The sequence below is a fragment of the Enterococcus sp. DIV0187 genome, assembly GCF_051713785.1.
GTDB classification, from domain to species: Bacteria; Bacillota; Bacilli; order Lactobacillales; family Enterococcaceae; genus Enterococcus_A; species Enterococcus_A avium.
On record NZ_JBIOQO010000001.1, the window covers coordinates 3,396,128 to 3,412,408 of the forward strand.

The 16,281-nt window shown below is 40.5% G+C and carries 18 protein-coding genes; 11 read left to right on the forward strand and 7 right to left on the reverse strand.

Annotated features, from left to right (window positions below; genetic code table 11):
- Position 1 precedes the first annotated feature (1 nt).
- From IGI52_RS16630 to IGI52_RS16645, 4 genes are all read right to left on the reverse strand, one after another.
- Entirely contained in the window at positions 2 to 211 is a 210-nt protein-coding gene (locus IGI52_RS16630; RefSeq protein WP_049218119.1) for a hypothetical protein, read from the reverse strand.
- Positions 212 to 330: 119 nt separating this feature from the next.
- Positions 331 to 675, reverse strand: a complete 345-nt coding sequence (locus IGI52_RS16635) for a hypothetical protein (RefSeq protein ID WP_438781756.1) — start codon at positions 673 to 675, stop codon at positions 331 to 333.
- A gap of 40 nt (positions 676 to 715) precedes the next feature.
- Positions 716 to 1,294 (reverse strand): hypothetical protein, encoded by a 579-nt coding sequence (locus tag IGI52_RS16640; RefSeq protein ID WP_311894140.1) that lies wholly within the window; start codon positions 1,292 to 1,294, stop codon positions 716 to 718.
- Between the two features lie 108 nt (positions 1,295 to 1,402).
- On the reverse strand, positions 1,403 to 1,963 hold the full coding sequence (locus IGI52_RS16645) for a hypothetical protein (RefSeq protein WP_438781757.1): 561 nt from the start codon (positions 1,961 to 1,963) through the stop codon (positions 1,403 to 1,405).
- Positions 1,964 to 2,588: 625 nt separating this feature from the next.
- On the opposite strand from IGI52_RS16645, the gene IGI52_RS16650 reads away from it, so the two are divergent.
- Together IGI52_RS16650 and IGI52_RS16655 are read left to right on the forward strand one after the other, a co-directional pair.
- Positions 2,589 to 4,049, forward strand: coding sequence for an NAD-dependent succinate-semialdehyde dehydrogenase (locus tag IGI52_RS16650; RefSeq protein WP_438781758.1), 1,461 nt, complete (start codon positions 2,589 to 2,591; stop codon positions 4,047 to 4,049).
- Positions 4,050 to 4,627: 578 nt separating this feature from the next.
- A complete protein-coding gene (locus IGI52_RS16655; protein ID WP_438781760.1) occupies positions 4,628 to 6,121 on the forward strand; it encodes a helix-turn-helix domain-containing protein in 1,494 nt (497 codons plus the stop codon).
- 237 nt (positions 6,122 to 6,358) lie between these two features.
- Here the strand turns inward: IGI52_RS16655 and IGI52_RS16660 are convergent, their stop codons facing one another.
- Both IGI52_RS16660 and IGI52_RS16665 read right to left on the reverse strand, forming a co-directional pair.
- Positions 6,359 to 6,565: a hypothetical protein gene (locus IGI52_RS16660; RefSeq protein ID WP_225844237.1), complete on the reverse strand. Its 207-nt coding sequence runs from the start codon at positions 6,563 to 6,565 to the stop codon at positions 6,359 to 6,361.
- A 114-nt stretch (positions 6,566 to 6,679) separates the two neighbouring features.
- Complete coding sequence (locus IGI52_RS16665; RefSeq protein WP_438781761.1) at positions 6,680 to 7,291, reverse strand: hypothetical protein; 612 nt, start codon at positions 7,289 to 7,291, stop codon at positions 6,680 to 6,682.
- 195 nt (positions 7,292 to 7,486) lie between these two features.
- Here IGI52_RS16665 and IGI52_RS16670 point away from each other — a divergent pair, with 195 nt between their 5' ends.
- The 6 genes from IGI52_RS16670 (at position 7,487) to IGI52_RS16695 (ending at position 12,365) form a co-directional block, all read left to right on the forward strand.
- On the forward strand, positions 7,487 to 8,293 hold the full coding sequence (locus IGI52_RS16670) for a Cof-type HAD-IIB family hydrolase (RefSeq protein WP_438781762.1): 807 nt from the start codon (positions 7,487 to 7,489) through the stop codon (positions 8,291 to 8,293).
- A 144-nt stretch (positions 8,294 to 8,437) separates the two neighbouring features.
- Positions 8,438 to 9,214, forward strand: coding sequence for a TatD family hydrolase (locus IGI52_RS16675; RefSeq protein ID WP_216453003.1), 777 nt, complete (start codon positions 8,438 to 8,440; stop codon positions 9,212 to 9,214).
- On the forward strand, positions 9,207 to 9,779 hold the full coding sequence (gene rnmV, locus IGI52_RS16680) for a ribonuclease M5 (RefSeq protein WP_016181086.1): 573 nt from the start codon (positions 9,207 to 9,209) through the stop codon (positions 9,777 to 9,779). Before IGI52_RS16675 ends, rnmV begins: the two co-directional genes overlap by 8 nt.
- Positions 9,776 to 10,660 (forward strand): 16S rRNA (adenine(1518)-N(6)/adenine(1519)-N(6))-dimethyltransferase RsmA, encoded by an 885-nt coding sequence (rsmA, locus tag IGI52_RS16685; protein ID WP_127978428.1) that lies wholly within the window; start codon positions 9,776 to 9,778, stop codon positions 10,658 to 10,660. The genes rnmV and rsmA overlap by 4 nt, the downstream gene beginning before the upstream one ends.
- A 267-nt stretch (positions 10,661 to 10,927) precedes the next feature.
- Positions 10,928 to 12,058, forward strand: coding sequence for a DUF3089 domain-containing protein (locus IGI52_RS16690; protein ID WP_438781763.1), 1,131 nt, complete (start codon positions 10,928 to 10,930; stop codon positions 12,056 to 12,058).
- Between the two features lie 148 nt (positions 12,059 to 12,206).
- A complete protein-coding gene (locus tag IGI52_RS16695; RefSeq protein ID WP_438781764.1) occupies positions 12,207 to 12,365 on the forward strand; it encodes a hypothetical protein in 159 nt (52 codons plus the stop codon).
- A 231-nt stretch (positions 12,366 to 12,596) separates the two neighbouring features.
- Here the strand turns inward: IGI52_RS16695 and IGI52_RS16700 are convergent, their stop codons facing one another.
- Positions 12,597 to 13,415, reverse strand: coding sequence for a MurR/RpiR family transcriptional regulator (locus IGI52_RS16700; protein WP_438781765.1), 819 nt, complete (start codon positions 13,413 to 13,415; stop codon positions 12,597 to 12,599).
- 147 nt (positions 13,416 to 13,562) lie between these two features.
- Here IGI52_RS16700 and IGI52_RS16705 point away from each other — a divergent pair, with 147 nt between their 5' ends.
- The 3 genes from IGI52_RS16705 to IGI52_RS16715 are packed head-to-tail and all read left to right on the forward strand — an operon-like array spanning position 13,563 to position 16,255.
- Positions 13,563 to 14,252: an N-acetylmannosamine-6-phosphate 2-epimerase gene (locus IGI52_RS16705; protein WP_438781766.1), complete on the forward strand. Its 690-nt coding sequence runs from the start codon at positions 13,563 to 13,565 to the stop codon at positions 14,250 to 14,252.
- A 12-nt stretch (positions 14,253 to 14,264) separates the two neighbouring features.
- Positions 14,265 to 15,767: a PTS transporter subunit EIIC gene (locus IGI52_RS16710; RefSeq protein ID WP_438781767.1), complete on the forward strand. Its 1,503-nt coding sequence runs from the start codon at positions 14,265 to 14,267 to the stop codon at positions 15,765 to 15,767.
- Positions 15,768 to 15,790: 23 nt separating this feature from the next.
- Entirely contained in the window at positions 15,791 to 16,255 is a 465-nt protein-coding gene (locus IGI52_RS16715; protein ID WP_016181079.1) for a PTS sugar transporter subunit IIA, read from the forward strand.
- The last annotated feature ends 26 nt before the right edge of the window (positions 16,256 to 16,281 follow it).

Consider the following 16,281-nt stretch of genomic DNA (forward strand, 5'->3'; position numbering starts at 1 on the left):
CTTAATAAAGGCTAGATATATCAACAAAAAAACAAGCGATTGCAACAATCAGGAACCCGATGGCGAGTGATAAGCTATGCCACTGTCCTAACATTATGAAGGGAGACGTATTTTCGTTACCATTTCGTCTAAGTCCAGTAAAGGAACGTTTAGTCATCCAAAACTGCCACATAGCAAGCAACAGGAAAAAAACACCAATTATATAGCGCATCGAATCTCCTCCTTTTCTTCTATTGTACGCTCAAAAGAATCAACCTACAAGAACTGAGCTAAGCAGTTTATGGTATCGAAAGCTAGAAATGGAGAAGTAAGATCAGCGTGCCAGCGAGCTCAAATTCCATAGTGAATCATGTACTTATTTTCATTTTTTGCTTGCATGATTATTTTACAAAGTTCATTTATCTCATCTTTCTGCTTCAATTGTTTAGCTGATAAAACAATCTCTAAAAAGGCAGACAATGATTCAGGAGGTATAATTGTCGTTCCATAATAAGCTAAGCCGTATTCCGGTCGATCTAAGGCGTGAAAATATGTTTTAAACAAAGATAGGGGCCGTAGTAAAATTTGAATATGTGCATCATCAATTGAAATGCAATGAAATTTTTCAGGTGTGTATTCCTCATAAGACGTTTCAGTGAGTTTATCTATGATCTCAAATTCATGTTTTAAGGGCATTCACATTCTCCTTTTTTCTTTAGTTACAAAAACGAACTAATTATACTAGCTCGCTAATGATCTGGGTGCAAACTTCTTTGGGAGCGAGCTTGGTATTGTTAATTTTTAAATGCTTCACCGCTGGAAAAAGCTTCTTTACTTCATTTTCACGGCTTTCCAAACGGTTTTTCAGTGTTGAAGTTAGGAGTTCCTTTCTTGAAAATTTGGTATCTCGTTTGGAAGGCTTGGCTTTTAGACGATCTTCATGAACATTACGCTTTAGGCGTTCCCTCAAGGCGGCAACGAGTTCAATGAAATAGACTTCTTGATTGGCTTCTAAAAAGATCGAAGCGATATCCTGTAAAAATTCAATGTCATAGGCTGAATCGAAGTCGATGACTACTGTGAAGATGATTGTTTTGGTCGTATTTGTCTCTGGACTATTGACGAAGGCTTTGAACAATTCTTTTCTGGTCCTATCAGAGAGCAGAAAGGCGTCTTTGCTGTAGCCGAGGAAATCTGCGAAGAGATCCAATGTTTGATGATTGAACAACAGCTTTCCATCTATTTGTTTTTCCAATTCTTTTCCAACAGTCATCTTTCCGACAGCCTGAGAGCCGATCAACACGATCAAAGCCATGAGGCTCACATCCATTCATTTTCTTCCATAGTACCAAAGCCGATTGGAAATGTCTTTGAAGTGAGTCATCAACGTAAAAAAGAGCTAACGCAAGGTCAGCTCAACAGGTTATTCTGCATAGGAGTCGTAGGGCGCATTATCAAATAGCGTGGTACTCTCTGGGTTCATTTTATAAAGCTCGTACCAAATAAGTGAGACATCGCCGTATCCCGTTTCTTCTAATCGTTGCTGGGCGCGATCTGCCGCCAGCTGATAATCTGCTTGAGATAAGTTATCAACAAAGGTGGGGTCAAACTTTCCGCCTTCGATTAGTTCCGCTCTTCGTTCAGGCGTCATCCAATCAGTTGTCGCTGCTGGTTGATTTTGGGCAGGCTGTTCAACTGCGGGTGCTTGGGGTGCCTGACTCGATTGATTAGGTGAGACGTAGTTTGCTTCTGGTGCTGCCTGGTTACTATGACTAGCTTGTGGTTCTTGTGGTGTCTGAGTGGTTTGTACTGAACTTGACTGAGTAGTTTCGGTGGTTTTCGTCGAAGACGCTTTTTTCTTTTTGGCAGCCTTACTAACCGTTGTTTCCTTTGGTTTGCTGTCAGCAGTTTCCTTCTTGTTATTGCAGGCGGACAAAGAAATAAATGATAATAACAACAATAGAACCATAATCTTCTTTTTCATGATAGCCTCCTAGTTTATGTCTTGTAACATAATTGTAACAAATGAAATACATTTGTAAAATGGTTCAGAGGAAAAACTTATCAATTTGCAATTTATCACAAAAAAGCTGAAAAATGATGAGCAGATAAATAAACTTCTTGCTGCTTAAAAGGGGAGCAAAACGATAAACCAGCAAATGTAAATGAACAAATCAAGAGCAAAGGCAACCAGATTTTTTTCTGTGATCGGGTTAAAAGCCAGGCATCAATTATAAAAAAAGCGATGAAAAGGCTACTTTGTCGAACAAGCGCCAAAATGAGGCACGTTAGCAAAAGGCAAATCGTGTAACCGATATAGATGAGCTTGTATTTTTAAGGAAGGTATTTCAAATTCGCAAACATAGCAGTCCTCCTTTTTTTGTTAAGCATAACAAAAGTAAAATGGTGAGATCATTCGTTTTGGACTATCTATTTTCCTTTTTTATCAGATTTGTATAAGCATTTTCTTCTTTAAGCTTATTTTTTGAGTTGTTTTTTTATCCGTGTTACGGTGAATAATGTAGTAAACAGCAGGAAAAAAATGATACGAATGCTGTTGATCGATTTTAACCACTACTGCACATGATAAAATAGGAGGAATTAGACACATGGCAAAAGAACAAGCTTTACCAGCAGTCGAAACACGTCTCTATATTAATGGCAAATGGGTGGAAGGCTCAGAAGGAACCAAACCAGTAACAAATCCGGCAACAGGAGAAACATTGGTTGAGGTTCATGTCGGAGGCGAAAAGGAAGTTCACGCGGCAATTGAAGCGGCGAACAACGCGTTTCCTGAATGGTCGCGGACATCTGCGGCTGAACGAGCGAAATTAATGAATAAAATGGCTGATCTTGTGGAAGAAGACGCGGATCGCTTAGCGACGATCATGACAATGGAGCAGGGAAAGCCTTTGACGCAGGCAAAAGGTGAGATTCAAACGAATGTGGAGAATCTTCGCTGGAACGCGGCAGAAGGACAACGATTATTAGGTGAAATCGTTCCATCTCCAGTGACCAATCAATGGCAGGTACGCAAACAGGCGGTGGGTATCGTGGGCGCCATCACTCCATGGAATTTTCCATCGAATATGATTATTCGGAAGATTTCTCCAGCGATCGCTGCTGGCTGTACGGTGATTTTGAAGCCATCGAAGGAAACGCCGCTATCTGCTTTAGCGTTGATGGAATTGTTTGATCAGGCGGGGTTTCCTGATGGCGTGGTAAACATCGTCTTAGGTGATTCTTCTACGATTGGACCAATTCTTTCAGAATCTGAAGACGTACAAAAGATCACCTTCACTGGTTCAACTGGAGTTGGTCAAAAGCTAAACGAACAAGCAGCGCCAACGTTGAAAAATGTTTCAATGGAATTAGGCGGACATGCGCCATATATCATTTTCCCTGACGCAGACATTGAACGGGCAGTGGAAACATTGATTCAAACTAAGTTCATCAACAATGGTCAGGTCTGCACTTCACCAAATCGAATCTTTATCCACAAGGATATCAAAGATGAAGTAACGAATCGTATCGTGGAAGCGATCAAAGAAGTAACAGTCGGAAACGGATTAGAAGATCCAACAGTAGGTCCTCTGATCAATCAAGCTGGCGTCGAAAAGGTTGTTGAACAATTGAAGGATGCGACGGATAAGGGCGCAAAAATTTTAGCTGGTGGTCATAAGCTGGATGAAGGCGAGTATGCTGATGGGAATTTCTTTGAACCAACTGTCTTAGATGGTGTCACAAAAGAAATGAATATCTTTTATGAAGAAACCTTTGGTCCGGTGATTCCGTTGATTACCTTTGAGGATGAGGAAAAAGTCATTGAAGACGCAAATGATACAGAATTTGGATTGGCATCTTATTTCTTCTCAACCAATATCCATACAGTGGAAAATGTCAGCAGTAAATTACAATATGGCATGGTCGGCGTCAATGATACCTCTATTTCCAATTCGGCGACACCATTTGGCGGAGTAAAACACTCAGGATTTGGTCGTGAAAATGGCACGTATGGAGTCGAGGAATATGTGAACGTCAAATTTGTCAACATTCGTACGGCTAAATAATCAAATAGTAATAAAAAGAGTGATCCTTTTCTTAGGATCACTCTTTTTTGTCATATATTAAGTTATATAAAAAGGAAGAAGCGAAAAATTCTTAGTAATTAATAAAAATAATAATTACAGAATTTATTTTATATTATCCGTAATTATCATTAATTCAAACGGAACAAAAAAAATTTAACTATTAGTTTCTAAAAAAATTTATTTTTATTTTAAAAAGTGAATTAAATAACTTTGCTTATTTGTCATGAAGCCATTACAAAGAGCTGTATGAGCTATTCGATAACGCTCTCTTTTTTTAAGAAGGCAAAAGCAGAGAAATCTTTTATCAGTTACCATTATTATACAGCAAGACAATGGATAAAACGAAGCAATATTTTATTTTTGTGATATTGCTTGGCTTTTTCTTTTGTCGGACAAAAAAGCTAAAGGAGGGGAAGTGAGCGAGTTTTAGTGCTTTAAAAAATGAGTTTATCAGCATGGCACAAAAGGGGGTTTGTTTCATGCGCCAAGGACTGCTTTTTTTTTAGAAGTCGGAGTTGGTGGGGATAAGCATAGGAGTTAGTGAAGAGGGTGATAGTATGAATTTTAGAGATATTTTAGGGGTAAGCAATCTGCGGCATCTGCGTTTGGTTGAATTACTTTACGCGTGCCGCATTGGTCTATCAAGTGATCAATTACTTGAAGAATTGGAATGCTCGTTATCTGTATTATTAAAGGACGTTAAGCTGATCAATAGCCAGCAAGACGCTTTTCGTATTGTAAAATATAAAGGACTTTATCAGCTGCAAATCAAATCGCATGTCAGTATCAATCGACTATATGCCGACACGATCCAGCAATCGCCGGAGTTTCAAATTATTGAGGAACTGCTGTATGAAGAGTGCGAGAATATTATCGATCTGTCGAAGAAGCTTTTTTTGAGTCCATCGAAGACCCAACGGAATCTGAAGAAGATTGAGAGTGTCTTGTTGAAAACAGGTATCACCTTGCAATACCGTCCGTTACGTTTGGAGGGGAATGAAAGTGTGATTCGGCACATGTACCACCGCTATTTCATTGAAAAATCAGACCGTTTGGACTCGTTGTATCGGGATTTAAAAGAGTTCCAGATCAAAGCAATCACGGAATTGGTGAATCAATTCATCCAAGTGAATAAACTAGAGGATAATTACATTTCTCGCAAACGTTTAGGCTATAACATGTATATCAGCTTGTGGCGGATTAAAAATGGACATTATTATCCAACCTTAGAACTGGATAGTGATCTGATGCTGCCGGAAAGACAAATCTTAGATGCCTTCAAACGGATGGCGTTGGAAGTTTTTCGTGTGAAGCTGTCTTCGGATAAAATCAAGGATTGTCTATGGTTGTCGTATGCGGATGTGGTGGTTGCTAGCAAGACGCAATTGAACAGTGCACTAAGAAGAGAAGATGAGTACGCGAGCTATTATTATCGTCACTTAGAACTAGTGGAGGAGTTCGATAGCTTATTGAATTTTTCATTGGGCAATGACAAAAAACAGGAATTGGCGATTGTTTTGATGAACGAGCATCGGATTTATGAGCCGGATGGACAGCTGATTGATATTTTATTCCGTCAGCGGAGAATCTTTTTAGATAAATTGTCTGAGACCCATGACCAAGCTGTCAAAAAGGTAAAGAAAATTGTGGATCATTTTGTCCGACGTTATCAGATCTACCAAGAAGAGGATTTTATATGGAATTACGTGTATCTTTTGATAACAATGGTTCCTCAAAGTCTGACATTGTTGGCGAGCTGTGATCGACCATTGAAGCTGCTGCTATTGTCTGAGTTATCACCGACAGAGGAATTTTTTTTAGGCAGTCAAATCGAGAATCAAATTTACGGGAACTTTGAAGTTCATTATGTAGAGAAAAAATTGACCAATGTGAACATCAATCGTTCAGAGTTAGAAAAATATGATGCACTGATTACTTCAAGCAGTGTGGAAGAAGTACCGGAGGAATATCCGACTGTTGTCATTGATCCATTTTTGACGAATCAAGATGTGTATCAATTGCAGCAGCTAGTTAGCAAATTAGCCGGATGAAAGGGTACGTTTCCACCCAATAGAGGGCGTGGCTTAGACGACCACAAAAGCCCTAAAGAAAAAGGCAGCGAGGAAAGCGACTAGCTTTCTTGGCTGCCTATTTGTGAATTAGTTTCTTTTGCAGTTTAATAATTTTGATAGGCAGAGATCACTTCTTAACCAGATGGGAGACAGGTGGTTTAGCCTAATCGTATGTGCAGCGAGAATTAGGTTTTTTCTCGTAACTGAATTATCCATTTAGATGAGCTTTTTATTTTTATCATAAATCTTCGTTTCTTGCGGATTTTTTTGCGGATTATCTGTGAGTTGATTCAGGATTTTATAGGCGTGGCTGAAATTTTTCGCATCGACTTTATCAAAGAATTGCCGGCCTAGTTTTTCAAATTCTTTGGCTAAACGCTCTTCATTCGTGGGAATTTCATATTTAGGGTTTATAATCGTCACCTCTTCAAAAAGACAAACACGTCAGGTTTATACATTTATCTTAACATGGTCAATTGGAGCGGGAAAATCTGGTTACAATAAAAAATCGTTAAAGAAGGGCCGTGATTGCCTTCCTTAACGATATTTTTTTACGTTTTTTAGTCTCGTTGATGGTGTGGTAGTCCGAAACGGTTTCTTGAAGCGTTTTGGCAAGATAAGTGAGATTAATTCAAACGGTGTAGCTAATACAGTCCAAGCGACTTGACGGGCGCTTGGATGGAAATAGTAAACCTGCATCAATACAAAATGGAGCAGTAATAATCCTGGCAATAACTGAAGTCCAATCTGCCATACCGCATCCCATTGGGTGAAGTAACGCAGGATACTCAAGCCTAACGGATACAAGTAAAATAGTGAGGTTACGATATTTACCCGCCAGCTTTTAGTCAATAAACGAATATTTAATAGGAAAAAAAGTGCGGAAAGAACGACACCTATTGGCGGAAATAAACTGACTAACAAGGAATAGAGGGCCCCGAAAACTAAGATTCCTGGTCCTTTGATCAAGGCGGAAACAAGGATCAATCCGCCGATTAATAGCAATTGCTGCTTGATTGTTGCGATACATAGCAGGGCAAAAAGTGCTAAAATTGCCCAATGCCAAAAGCTGCTTAGTGGCTCCTTATCAGGATAGCGTTGTTTCAGATAACGTGCGGCATTTGGAAACTCCTTTTGAAAATCAGGCATACACTCACCTCTTTCTAAATAGTAACTTACAATGCTTATTATAGAGAGAATATTTGAAGGAGACATCCGACTTTCGGCGGATTTTCTGCGAGATTTAGACGGAGTATTTTCTTATGAAATTTCGCTTGACCTGAAATGCGTCCCATAGTTTATGTTACTCTTATGAGGACGAATAAATAGAGGGAGATGACTAAAATGAGTATAAAAATGATTGCAGTTGATATGGACGGAACCTTTTTAGATGATCAAAAAGAATACAATCGGGAGCGATTTGATCGGATTTTCCAACAAATGAAGGAAAAGGAGATAAAATTTGTTGTTGCCAGTGGAAATCAGTACGATCAGCTAAGAAGCTTTTTCCCTAAGAATCACACAGAAATGTCCTTCGTTTCGGAAAATGGTGCCAATATCATTGTTGAAGGGACGCATTACTACAATGCACGACTAGCAATAGATAAAGTGTTGGAAACATTGAAGGGAATCAACGCACTGCAACCGATTGTTTTAGTCGTTTGCGGCAAAAAAAGTGCCTATGTTTCAAAAGATATTCCAGAAGATATGTTTCGCATCGTCAAATTTTATTATCCAAGTATAAAAAAACTTGAGCGGCTGGAAGATGTCGCAAATCAAGAGGATGAAATATTCAAGTTTGCTTTGACCTTCTCTAATGTTGGCATTGAGGAGAAGCTGGCCGCTTTGGAAGAAATGTTGGCAGATCAAATGATTCCAGTGTCTAGTGGGCATGGTGACATTGACTTGATTATTCCTGGCGTTCATAAGGCTAATGGGTTAGCAAAATTAAGCAACGAGTGGGGCATCGCACCTTCTGAGATCGCCGCTTTTGGTGATAGCGGCAATGATATCGAAATGCTAGAATATGCCGGCTTGAGTTATGCAATGGAAAATGCTCAGGAAAAAGTCAAACAAGCTTCAAAGGAAGTGATTGGTTCGAATAATCAAGAGGGAGTTTTTGAAGTGATTGAACAATTGTTAAATAACTAATCGAAGAAAGGGGACTCTAGAACATGATCGTTTTAGAGTTTTTTTGTTGTACTAGATTTTCGTTTGTTTGCAGTCAATGTGTTAAAATAGGTTGATTCTAAATGGATTTTGAAGATAAGAGTGAAGGATTTAGGAGGACAACACATGATTTTTGATTCACACACACATTTGAATGCGGAACAATTTGAAAATGAGATTCCAGAGACAGTTGAACGGGCGCGTGAACTTGGCGTGACAGAAATGGCTGTAGTTGGCTTTGATACACCGACGATTGAAAAAAGCTTGGAGCTGAACCAGCAATATGAGGGGATTTATTCCATCATCGGCTGGCATCCGACAGAGGCGGGCAGCTACACGAAAGCAATCGAAGAAGATTTGATCCAGAAATTGACATTGCCTAAGGTTGTAGCACTTGGCGAAATTGGTTTGGATTATTATTGGATGGAAGATCCAAAGGAAGTTCAGGACAAGGTTTTCCGTCGTCAGATCGCGATAGCTAAAGAAATGAATTTACCCATCAGCATCCATACTCGCGATGCGCTGGAAGATACGTATAAGATTTTAAAGGAAGAAGATATTCGCGACATCGGCGGCATCATGCACAGCTTCAGCGGCAGCGGTGAATGGGCGAAGCGTTTTTTGGATTTAGGAATGCATGTGTCTTTTTCTGGGGTTGTGACCTTTAAGAAGGCTTTAGATGTTCAAGAGGCGGCAGCGGTGGTACCGATGGATAAATTATTAGTAGAGACCGACGCTCCTTATTTAGCACCAATGCCTTATCGTGGGAAACGCAATGAACCCGGCTATACCCGTTATGTTGTAGAAAAAATCGCGGAACTTCGGAATTTACCAATGGAAGAAGTAGCACGGCAAACGACGGAAAATGCACACCGCTTATTCAGGATCAAAGCCAATGGATAACAAACAGAAGGAAAAAATTGAAGAAATCATCGTAGTCGAAGGCAAAGACGATACCAAACGTTTGAAGGAAGTTTTTGATGTGGATACGATCGAGACTCGCGGTTCGGCCATCAATGAAAATATCCTAGAACAAATCGAACATGCCCAAGAAACCCGTGGAGTGATTGTGTTTACTGATCCTGATTTTTCCGGCGAGAAGATTCGTAAGACAATCATGGAGGCGATCCCCGATGCCCAGCACGCCTTCCTATCCAGAAGAATGGCGGCACCGCAAAAGCGCGGGGCAAGTCTTGGGGTGGAGCACGCCAGCGATGAAGCGATCATCGACGCGCTGCACAAGGTTGTCACTCCCGCTGAGGGCGATCAACCAAAAATAGCTAGACAAACTCTCTTAGATTATGGTTTAATAGCGGGAGCTCAAGCCCGTGAACGGCGTGAACGTCTGGGAGATGAGCTGAAGATTGGCTATACCAACGCCAAACAATTGGAAAAACGTTTAACGATGTTTCGGATCACCGAAGCACAATTGCATGAGGCTATGAAGAAAGTTGAGGAAACCTCTTGAACAATTATAAAGACATTGCAACACCTTCTAGAACGAGAGAAATTTTGCAAAAGCATGGCTTCTCCTTCAAGAAGAGTCTCGGTCAGAACTTTTTGACCGAACCAAATATTTTACAAAAAATCGTCGCCACAGCGGAAATTGATAAACACACCAACGTAATTGAAGTCGGTCCAGGGATCGGTGCACTGACTGAACACTTAGCTCGTGCGGCTCACCAAGTCTTGGCCTTTGAGATTGATGATCGTTTGATCCCAGTGTTAGAAGATACCTTAAGTCCCTATGACAATATTAGCGTCGTGCACAACGACATTTTAAAGGTGGACCTGAAAAAAGAAACCGAGTATTTTGATCAAACGCTGCCAATCAAGGTCGTGGCGAATCTGCCGTATTATATTACGACACCGATTATGATGCACATCTTAGAATCAGATTTGGCTGTTGATGAGATGGTGGTCATGATGCAGCGAGAAGTCGCTGATCGAATCTCCGCAAAACCGGGAACAAAGGCTTATGGCTCCTTATCAATCGCTGTTCAATATTATATGGAAGCAAGTACGGCCTTTATTGTTCCAAAAACAGTGTTCGTTCCACAGCCGAACGTGGATTCTGCGATTTTACGTTTAGTACGACGCGAAACACCTGCAGTCGAGGTGACAAACGAAGCGGAATTCTTCAAATTGACTAAAGCCGCTTTTAATATGCGCCGTAAAACATTATGGAACAATTTGTTAAGCAGTTATGGCAAAGACGAATTAACGAAAACTTGGTTGGAAACGAGCTTAGAACAAGCCGAAATCGATCCAAAGCGTCGCGGTGAAACGCTATCTTTAGAAGAATTTGCGAGACTGTCCAATGCCTTGGAAGCGAATAAAAAAAATTAATCAACAAGCGCTCGGATTTTTCTTCTGAGCGCTTGTTTTGTCGTAACTTCTTGGCTAAAGTTAGTTAAGTAGCCATTTGCGAGTAAAAATGTCATCATGGCAACCAATGCTGTTGGCTTATTGGCATTTTGAAGTTGATTTCTAATGATTACTCACTAATCCATAACAAACAATTCATAAGCTTTTCTAATTAAATACACAGGGAATTTGTCAAATAAAACCCAACTACCCTATAATGAGTTACATAAAATCTTTTTGGAGGATACAATGAAAAAATTCATTATTGGACTATTAGTAGTAGCTGTATTGGGTGTTGGCGGCTACTATGCTTATACGACTTTCTTTACTAGCGAAGAAGCACCAAAGCAAGAAACTCGGAAAACAACGATCAAAAAAGCAAAAGAACCAGAAAAAGCCGGCGAAGCCATTAAAGCCAGCGACTATAGCAATGCTGATAATTGGCTGGCAAAGCCAACAGAAATCACGAGCCAAGCGGATGTCTTTATGTTGTATCCAACGGCTTACGCACAAAAAAATGAAAATTCATCTCCCGTAGCAAAAATCGATAACCCAACGATGCGTGCTGGAGCGCAAGTATTTCTAGCGACACAAGGTTCAGCCTTTGATACAAGCGGCAATGTTTATGCACCTTATTACCGTCAATTGGATGCAAAATGGCTGCTGACAAAATCTAAAGAAGAACAGGCACAATATACGGATGGTGTTCCTAAAGCAGATGTGATGGCAGCTTTTGATTATTACATCAAACACGAAAACAATAATCGTCCCTTCATTTTAGTGGGACACTCCCAAGGGGCTCGGATGCTCAAAGCCATCATGTATGATTATTTCAAGAATAATCCTGGAGTCAGTGATCGGATGATCGCCGCCTATGTATTAGGTCAATCGGTGACTCAACAAGAAATGAACGACAATCCGCAGGTGAAATTTGCGACAGGACCAGATGATACCGGTGTAGTCATTTCATATAATACGGTTGCGCCAGATTTTACTGGTACTTTGCCAACTTGGGATGAAGGCGCACTAGCGATTAATCCAATTAATTGGAGAACCGATGGCACACCAGCGACAGCTGAAGAAAATCTAGGTTCTTATGTGCGAAATGACAACGGTGATCACTCGAAGGTCATGAATCTTGCAGATGCGACGGTCGATGGAACAAGAGGTCTGGTGGTCTCCTCTACTGTAGATAAAGCTAAATATGAGATGCCGGAAAGTACGCGTAAGATCTTCCCAGCTGGTTCATTCCACAATAATGACATCAGCTTCTATTATTACAACTTGCAGCAAAATGCTGAAAATCGTGAAGCACAATATTTCGCAATGCATCCGCAGGGCACACAAACTACAGATCCGAATCAGCAAACCGTACAATAAAATAAATCAGAAGACGCTGCCTGTCGAAGAAGATAGGCAGCTTTTTTGATCGTGATTAAATGAAACTTTACTTAGCGGATAAAAAAATTGAAAGAAGATCTTTCTCCGCCAAATATTATAAAATGGCGGAGAAAAAGGAGTGGTTGTGATGAAAGAGTTTAATTATCAAACCTTGGAAAAGTTGTCGTTAAGTTATGACTTATTAAATATGTTTACAAAAATTCATGAGTACAAAGGAAAGCAAGAGCTTTACATCTCTAATAAACCTGAAATTTTAAGCAAACTAACTGATCTAGCATTAATTTAAAGCACAGAAGCATCCAAGAAAATCACTAAATTACGAACACCATTGGAAGTATTTTTGAGCTGCATAGATAAAGATAGATTGTTTAGCTTAATTTGACAAATCAGAAAATTATATCCTTTTTGTTGGTATGGGTTCATCATGAAAGAAAATGAACCTGGATTTCCTACTACATCTTACGAAGAAAAAGCCGCTTCCCTAAACAGTTTCTCAAGGGTTAGCGGCTTTTAACTATCAATCCAAGCTTTTATCCAAAATAGAGCGTAACACGGTTTCTCTTAGTTCGATTGTGTTTACGTTATTTTCGATCTCGTAGCTTTGAACAAGTAAATCACACAAATATAACTGGGAGATCTTACCTGCCAGTGAAGCGCCGTCCAAAAATTCATCGATCGCTGTTTGCAGGACAACGTCAGCTAATTGGGCGATAGGTGACAGTTGGTAATTGGTAATGGCGATGATCTTCGCATGATTTTTCTTAGCGATATTCAAAGAATCATGGGTATCTTTTGTTCGACCAGACAAGGAGAAGCCAATCACTAAATCCTTTTCGGTAAGCAAGGAAGCGATTTGTGCTTGGAAATGAGGATCGATCACTGAGCGTGATTGGACGCCGACGCGCAGCAGCATTGCTTCTAGATCATTTCCAGTATTGCCGCTAGAGCCTACGCCAAAGATATAGATTTGATTGGCTTCGGTAATCATCTGGACAGCTTGTTTAAGCTTATCATTATCCAAACGTTGATTCGTGGTTTTTAAAGCTTTGTCGATGGTCTTAGTACGTTTATCAAAAAAATCAGATTCCTGTGAATCTTCCTGCTGTTTGCTGAAATCTTCTTTAGCGATGGCGATCTTTAAATCTGAAAAGCCAGAAAAGCCAATTTTTTGGCAAAAACGCATAATCGTTCCGTCGCCAACAGTTGCGGCTTCCCTGATGTCGCTCATGGTACTGTGAACGATTTTTTCACCGCTGGACAAAATATAGTCAGCAATTTTTTTTTCGGATTTTGTCAGGGTCGCATATTTTTCTTGAATTGTATATGAAATGGTCATTCTTTCTCCTTTTTTCCTCTCAGTTGTCATCTTCGATTATACGTCAAAAAACTTTTTTTTTCATTTTCTATTTACATTTTTGAAAGCGCATGCTATATTTTTGGAGTAATAATCCAAAATAATTTAAAAACGGAGTGAAAACGGAGCGTGAGAAAAAAAGAGTTTTTAAGTACTATGAAAGGCGGCTTGATTGTTTCCTGTCAAGCTTTGCCAGGAGAACCGTTGTATACAGAAGAGGGGGGGATCATGCCATTAATGGCTTTAGCGGCAAAAGAAGCAGGAGCAGTCGGGATTCGAGCGAATACCGTCAGAGATATTCAGCAAATACAAGAAAAAATTGATTTGCCGATTATTGGAATTATCAAACAGACCTATCCAAATTCTGACGTTTTTATCACACCTACGATGAAAGAGGTCGATGCGTTAGCGGAAACGAATGTAGAGGTGATTGCCCTTGATTGTACTTTGCGTGAACGTCCCGACGGCCAGACAACGAATCAATTGATTAAACAAATCAAAGAGAAATATCCTAATCAACTTTTGATGGCCGATATTTCAACCTTTGAAGAGGGGGTTGATGCTTGGCAAGCTGGTGTCGACTTTGTTGGGACAACGTTAAGAGGGTATACCCAAGCTGATTCGATCTCAACCAGTGATTTAGTAAAAGCCTTGGTTGATGAGGGAATTCATGTGATTGCGGAAGGACAAATTCATACACCAGAGGAGGCAAAAAGGATTCAGGATTTAGGCGCTGTGGGCGTTGTTGTTGGCGGAGCGATTACTAGACCGAAGGAAATTGCGACGCGTTTTATTCAAGCATTGATGAATGAAGAATAAGGAGGATAAATCATGTTTAAAAAGTTTTCACAGTTAGGACGAGCTTTTATGCTGCCGATCGCGATTTTACCGGCGGCAGGTTTGTTGTTGGGATTAGGTGGCGCACTGACAAATGAGAGTGCGGTAGCGGCTTATCCATTTTTGAATCAGCCATGGCTGCAAACGATTCTAAGTGTCATGAGCTTTGCGGGAAATGCCGTGTTTGCCAATCTTGCCTTGATTTTTGCGATTGGTCTTGCAGTTGGGTTGGCTAAAGGAGATAAGGGGACAGCCGGTTTAGCAGGTGGTGTGGCATTTTTAGTTTATACAGCAACGATCAGCGGGTTATTGGAATTATTTTCTGCTAAAGATGCTAGCATTGATACTGGTGTGGTTGGTTCGATTGTGATCGGTGGAACGGTGGCGTTTCTGCATAATCGTTATCGTAAAATCGAGCTGCCGCAATTTTTAGGCTTCTTCGGAGGTTCTCGTTTTATCCCGATTGTTTCTTCTTTTAGCGCGATTGCGATTGGTTGTGTTTTCTATCTGATTTGGCCGCCGATTCAAAATGGGATGGTGGTCATTGGGCAGCAGGTCGCGCAAATGGGCAGTATCGGGACCTTTTTTTATGGATTCTTATTGCGTTTGACTGGCGCAGTGGGCTTGCACCACACGATTTACCCGATGTTTTGGTACACTTCTTTAGGCGGGGTTGAAACGGTTGCCGGACAATCGATCTCTGGAGCACAGAATATTTTCTTCGCGCAACTTGCAGATTCTAGTCATACTGGTTTATTCACTTACGGAACTCGCTTCTTTGCGGGCCGTTTCGCAACGATGATGTTTGGCTTGCCAGCTGCTTGTTATGCGATGTATCGCGCGATTCCAAAAGAAAATCGCAAGAAAAATGGCGGCTTGTATTTCAGCGGGGCATTGACGTCTTTCTTAACTGGGATTACAGAACCGATTGAATATATGTTCTTATTTGTTGCTCCTTGGCTCTACGTAATTCATGCATTTTTGGATGGGTTATCCTTTTATTTTGCCGATATTTTAAATATCCGAATCGGAAATTCGTTTTCTGGCGGCTTGATTGATTATTTGCTATTTGGCGTGCTGCAGGGAAATGATAAGACCAACTGGATTAAGGTGATTCCATTTGGGATCGCTTGGGCATTGATTTATTTCTTCGTCTTCAGCCTCTGCATCAAGAAATTTAAAGTGGCGATTCCTGGTATGGAAAATGATGAGGACATGCTTGAAGTAGCCGATGACTCTGGTTCAGCGAGTTTGAAGGAACAAGCGTGGCAGATCATTGAAGCACTTGGCGGAGATGAAAATATTGAAAACGTGACAGCCTGTGCAACGCGTTTACGCGTGGCTGTAAAACAAGGCGATAAGGTTCAAAAACCGGTATTCAAAAAACTTGGAGCAACTGCGGTTTTTGAAGTTCAAGGTGGCATTCAGGCAGTCTTTGGCGGAAAAGCCGACTTGTTTAGTCAAGAAATCAATCAATTATTAGGACGCGATGATTAGTACGCAGGATTGGAGAATAGAAAATGTTTGAACGCTTTAAAAAGAAAAAAGCAGAAGCTTTCTTTGCACCCGTGGATGGGACGTTTGTTCCGTTAAGCGAAGTAGCTGATCCCGTGTTTTCACAAAAAATGATGGGTGAGGGCTTTGGAGTTCAACCGACTGCATCTGAAATTTATGCGCCGATTGAAGGGACGGTCACCACGATTTTTCAAACCAAGCACGCAATTGGCTTGACGAGTCAGTCAGGTAGTGAAGTCTTGATTCATATTGGTTTAGACACGGTGGAATTAGACGGTGCTCCCTTTGAGGTGCATGTTCAAGAAGGACAAGTAGTAGATGAAAATACGCTACTAGTCATTGCAGACTTTGATAAAATTCGTCATGCAGGAAAAGCCGAGGTTGTTTTAACGCTGGTTACCAATGGCGGGGAAAGTTTTGACTTATTGGATAAAAATCAGGTTAAGCATGGGGAACAAATCAACAGCTAAAAATAAAGTCGTTTCATCCTAAGTAT

Coding starts and splice junctions, on each gene's coding strand:
- IGI52_RS16630 (WP_049218119.1), bottom strand. CDS start 211: ATGCGCTATATAATTGGTGTTTTTTTCCTGTTGCTTGCTATGTGGCAG.
- IGI52_RS16635 (WP_438781756.1), bottom strand. CDS start 675: ATGCCCTTAAAACATGAATTTGAGATCATAGATAAACTCACTGAAACG.
- IGI52_RS16640 (WP_311894140.1), bottom strand. CDS start 1,294: ATGGCTTTGATCGTGTTGATCGGCTCTCAGGCTGTCGGAAAGATGACT.
- IGI52_RS16645 (WP_438781757.1), bottom strand. CDS start 1,963: ATGAAAAAGAAGATTATGGTTCTATTGTTGTTATTATCATTTATTTCT.
- IGI52_RS16650 (WP_438781758.1), top strand. CDS start 2,589: ATGGCAAAAGAACAAGCTTTACCAGCAGTCGAAACACGTCTCTATATT.
- IGI52_RS16655 (WP_438781760.1), top strand. CDS start 4,628: ATGAATTTTAGAGATATTTTAGGGGTAAGCAATCTGCGGCATCTGCGT.
- IGI52_RS16665 (WP_438781761.1), bottom strand. CDS start 7,291: ATGCCTGATTTTCAAAAGGAGTTTCCAAATGCCGCACGTTATCTGAAA.
- IGI52_RS16670 (WP_438781762.1), top strand. CDS start 7,487: ATGAGTATAAAAATGATTGCAGTTGATATGGACGGAACCTTTTTAGAT.
- IGI52_RS16675 (WP_216453003.1), top strand. CDS start 8,438: ATGATTTTTGATTCACACACACATTTGAATGCGGAACAATTTGAAAAT.
- rnmV (WP_016181086.1), top strand. CDS start 9,207: ATGGATAACAAACAGAAGGAAAAAATTGAAGAAATCATCGTAGTCGAA.
- IGI52_RS16690 (WP_438781763.1), top strand. CDS start 10,928: ATGAAAAAATTCATTATTGGACTATTAGTAGTAGCTGTATTGGGTGTT.
- IGI52_RS16695 (WP_438781764.1), top strand. CDS start 12,207: ATGAAAGAGTTTAATTATCAAACCTTGGAAAAGTTGTCGTTAAGTTAT.
- IGI52_RS16700 (WP_438781765.1), bottom strand. CDS start 13,415: ATGACCATTTCATATACAATTCAAGAAAAATATGCGACCCTGACAAAA.
- IGI52_RS16710 (WP_438781767.1), top strand. CDS start 14,265: ATGTTTAAAAAGTTTTCACAGTTAGGACGAGCTTTTATGCTGCCGATC.
- IGI52_RS16715 (WP_016181079.1), top strand. CDS start 15,791: ATGTTTGAACGCTTTAAAAAGAAAAAAGCAGAAGCTTTCTTTGCACCC.